Origin of the sequence: Chamaesiphon sp. OTE_75_metabat_556 (assembly GCF_031378165.1) — a bacterium.
GTDB lineage: Bacteria > Cyanobacteriota > Cyanobacteriia > Cyanobacteriales > Chamaesiphonaceae > Chamaesiphon.
The window spans coordinates 1-4557 of record NZ_JANNDR010000117.1; the positions used below are offsets into that span (position 1 = coordinate 1).

At 49.4% G+C, this 4557-nt stretch carries 1 protein-coding gene; it reads left to right on the top strand.

Translation table 11 applies throughout. The features are described from left to right. A partial coding sequence (locus tag RMO27_RS05215) for a non-ribosomal peptide synthetase (protein ID WP_309730032.1) occupies window positions 1-4557 on the top strand: 4557 nt, incomplete at both ends.

The following is a 4557-nucleotide window of genomic DNA, read 5'->3' on the forward strand; positions in this document are numbered from 1 at the left end:
GAATGGCGATTATCGGTGGCGAAGAAGCTCAACGGTCAAAAGTCGATCGTTGGTATGATAGTATCGCCCATTTTGCCAATCTACCCCAACTAGTTAATGGTTACGGGCCAACAGAAGCAACGGTTGTTACTACCCTACACCACTTCAATTCTTCAGATGCTACCGATGTTTTAATTGGGCGACCGATCAGTAATGCTCAAGTCTATATTCTCGACCAGGATCTCCAACCAGTCCCGATTGGGGTGGCTGGAGAATTGCACATTGGTGGAGCAGGTTTAGCACGGGGCTATCTCCATCGTCCAGAGTTAACCACCGAAAAATTTATCCCCAACCCCTTTAGTACTGAACCTAATTCCCGCCTCTACAAAACCGGAGACTTAGCTTGCTATTTGCCTGACGGTAATATTGAATACTTGGGACGCATCGACAATCAGGTAAAAATTCGGGGCTTCCGGATTGAGTTGGGAGAAATTGAAACTGTCCTCAGTCAACATCGTGGTGTGAAAACGGCGATCGTGATTGCCAGTGCAGAGGAGATCGAGCAGAAACGCTTAGTAGCTTATATAGTGCCACATTCAGAGGTAGCACTCACAGTTACGGAACTGCGGCAATTCCTGAAAACCAAGCTACCAGAGTATATGGTGCCAAATGCTTTCGCGATTCTAGAATCCCTACCGCTGACTGTCAATGGCAAAATCGATCGCCGTGCCCTTCCGTCACCGGATTTTGCCAGCCAACAACAAGCTAATTTTGTGGCTCCGCGCACCCCAGCGGAAGAAATACTAGCCCAAATTTGGGCAAAAGTCCTGAAGGTGGAGCGAGTGGGTATTCACGATAACTTCTTTGAAATCGGGGGACACTCGCTGCTAGCCACCCAACTGGTTTCCCGCATCCGCAACACTTTCAAAGTAGAATTGCCCTTGCGAGAGTTGTTTGCGACAGGTACAGTTGCGACATTGAATCGATCGATTCAGCAGTTACAGCAACAAGACTGGGAACTAAGTTTGCCACCGATTTTACCCAGGGCAACCGCTACCGAATTACCCCTGTCATTTGCTCAAACCCGATTGTGGTTTTTGGATCGGTTTGAGCCAAACAGTTCCTTCTATAATATCCCGCTGACGTTGCGGCTGGTCGGCACGATCGATCGATCGGCTCTTGCACAAAGTTTAGCAGCAATTGTCGATCGGCACGAAGCTCTCCGCACCAACTTCGTCACTGTTGATGGTGTCGCAACTCAAGTGGTTCAACCTGAGCCGAATTGGAGCTTATCAGTTGTTGATTTACAGCATTTAGCGATCGCCGCACAGGAGATTGCTGCCGAGGAGTTAGCCCAAAATCATGCGATTCAACCGTTCGATCTGACTAGCGATTCACTATTCAGAGCAACATTAGCGATTTTGTCAGAGACAGAACATCGATTATTGGTGTGTATCCACCATATTGTCGCCGATGGCTGGTCAATGGGTATATTGCTCCAAGAATTAACGTTGCTGTATAACACTTATGGGCAAGATTCGACGCGGCAAAACCCATTAACTCCATTGCCGATTCAGCCTGCTGATTTCGCGATCTGGCAAAGACAGTGGTTGCAGGGGGAAGTGCTGCAAAAACAATTGAGTTATTGGCAACAACAACTAGCAGGTGTACCCGCGCTATTATCGTTGCCCACAGACCGCCCCAGACCTGCTGTCCAAACTTTTGCAGGGGATCATTATCAATTCGATCTTTCACTTGCTCTGACTCAAAAGTTGACCCAACTCAGCCAGGAGCAGGGGGCGACTTTGTTTATGACGTTGTTGGCGGCATTTAATGCGCTGCTATACCGCTATACGGAACAGTCAGATATTGTGGTGGGGACACCGATCGCGAATCGTAATCGCAGTGAAATAGAAGGGTTAATTGGCTTTTTTGTCAATACTTTAGTATTGCGGACTGATGTGTCCGGTCATCCGACTTTTAGTGAGTTACTGCTGCGGGTGCGATCGATGGCGATGGATGCTTATGCTCATCAAGATTTACCGTTTGAAATGTTGGTAGAAACATTGCAACCGGAACGCGATCTCAGTCATTCTCCGCTGTTTCAAGTAGATTTTGTTCTCCAAAATGAGCCGTTAGCTCAGGTAGAATTGGATGGGTTAACAGTCAGTCAATTGTCAACCGCAAATGCCACGGCCAAATTCGATCTGACTTTAGGCATGGAGTATACCGCTACTGGGTTGCGGGGGGGGTGGGAGTATAATACCGATTTGTTCGATCGCCGCACGATCGAGCGGCTAGCGGGTCATTTTGTGACGCTGCTGGAAGCAATTGTGATGAACCCCCAAGCGCGAATTTCCCAATTGTCAATGCTCACGGCAGTTGAGCAACGACAGTTATTAATCGAGTGGAATCATACTGAAGCAGACTATCCCCATGATCGATGTATTCATCAGTTATTTGAAGCGCAAGTTGAGCGAACACCGGATGCAGTAGCGGTGGTGTGTGCAGGGCAAGAATTAACTTATCAAGAGTTGAATATTCAGGCTAATAAATTAGCACATTATCTCCAATCTGTTGGGGTCGAACCAGATGTTTTGGTAGGGATTTATTTGGAGCGATCGCTAGCTGCGATCGTCGGTTTATTAGCTGTGCTCAAAGCGGGTGGTGCTTATGTGCCATTAGATCCAGATTATCCCCCTCAGCGATTGGCGGATATGTGTGAGGATGCCCAGATTGCGGTGTTGCTGACTCAGCAAGCCTTGATCGGTTCTGTGCCTGTACAGGGAGTCAAGACGATCGAGATCGATGCTGTCGCCCAGATATTGACGGCTCAGAGTCCAGCTAATCCAGTTAGTGCAGTCAGTCCAGAAAATTTGCTGTGTGTGTTGTACACCTCTGGCTCGACAGGAAAACCGAAAGGAGTGATGTTGGCGCATCAGGCGTTGGTTAATCATAGTTGCAGCATTAGTGAGGTCTTTGGGCTGACTAGTGCCGATCGCGTGTTGCAGTTTGCCTCATTTGGATTCGATGTGGCGGCGGAAGAAATTTTCCCCACCTGGTTGACAGGCGGGACGGTGGTGTTACGTCCGGCGCAAATGTTTGCGACGCTGGCTGATTTTGGGGATTTTATTGATCGCGAACGTCTGAGTGTCCTGAATATTACCCCTGCTTATTGGCATGAGTGGGCGGTAGCCGTGTCTCAAGCTGCGGCGACGGTGCCGAGCAGTTTACGCTTGGTGGCGGTGGGGGGTGATGCGGTGTTACCCGAAACGGTGACAATCTGGCAGGAATGGGTAGGAGACAGGGTGAAGTGTCTGAATGTCTATGGCCCAACCGAAGCCTCGGTGACAGCGATCGTTCACGATCTACTCCAACCACAGTCGGCAAAAAGTAACTCGGTATTAATTGGTCAGCCGATCGCCAATACTAAGGTGTATATTCTGGATCGCGATTTGCAACCTGTCCCGATTGGGGTGCGAGGGGAACTGCATCTGTGTGGTTTACGGTTGGCGCGGGGGTATCTCAACCGCCCCGAATTGACGGCGGAAAAGTTTGTAGTCAATCCCTTTGCTCAGTCCCCATTCGATCGCTTATATAAGACGGGCGATGTGGCACGTTATTTACCGGATGGTAAGATTGAGTGTTTCGGACGGATCGACAATCAGGTCAAAATTCGGGGTTTCCGGATTGAGTTGGGCGAAGTTGAGGCGGTACTAAATCAACATCCCGATGTCCAGACTTGCTGTGCGATCGTCCGTGAGGATACGCCAGGGGATAAGTATTTAGTTGCCTATCTGGTAGCCCACGCGCGACGGGTACCGCTGATTAGTGAACTGCGGCAGTTTTTGGCGAGTAATTTGCCACTGTATATGGTGCCCCAGGCGTTTGTATTTCTAGAGTCCCTCCCGCTGACAACTAACCGGAAAGTCGATCGCCGTGCCCTGCCTGCACCGGATTTATCGGCAGATCGCCGCGATCGCTATGTGGCTCCCCGTAATCCGATCGAGGAAATGTTGTCCCAAATTTGGACTCAAGTACTCAAAATTGAATCGGTGGGTATTTATGATAATTTCTTTGAAATTGGTGGGCATTCCCTCCTAGCAACCCAAGTGGTGTCCAGGATTCGGAGCCTGTTCGAGGTAGAACTCCCCTTACGCAGTCTGTTTGCGGCGGCGACAATTGCCGAATTAGCCGATCTGATTCGTCAGTTACAGTCAGAAAACTTAGCATTAACCATTCCAGCGATCGAACGCCGGAATCAAGATGCCGAATTACTGCTGTCCTTTGCCCAAGCCCGCTTGTGGTTTTTAGCGGAGTTCGATCCAAATAGTAGTTTATACAATATCCCGATCGCCTTGCGGCTGGTAGGCACACTCGATCGAGCCGCTCTAGCACAAAGCTTGAGCGCAATTAGCGATCGGCATGAAGTCCTCCGCACCAATTTTATTAGCGTTGATGGACAACCGACTCAAACCATTCACAGCCACACCAATTGGACACTCGCGATCGTCGATCGGCAACAGCTCAACGCTAGCGAACCGATCGAGCAATGGGTAATGAAGCAAGCGAATCAAC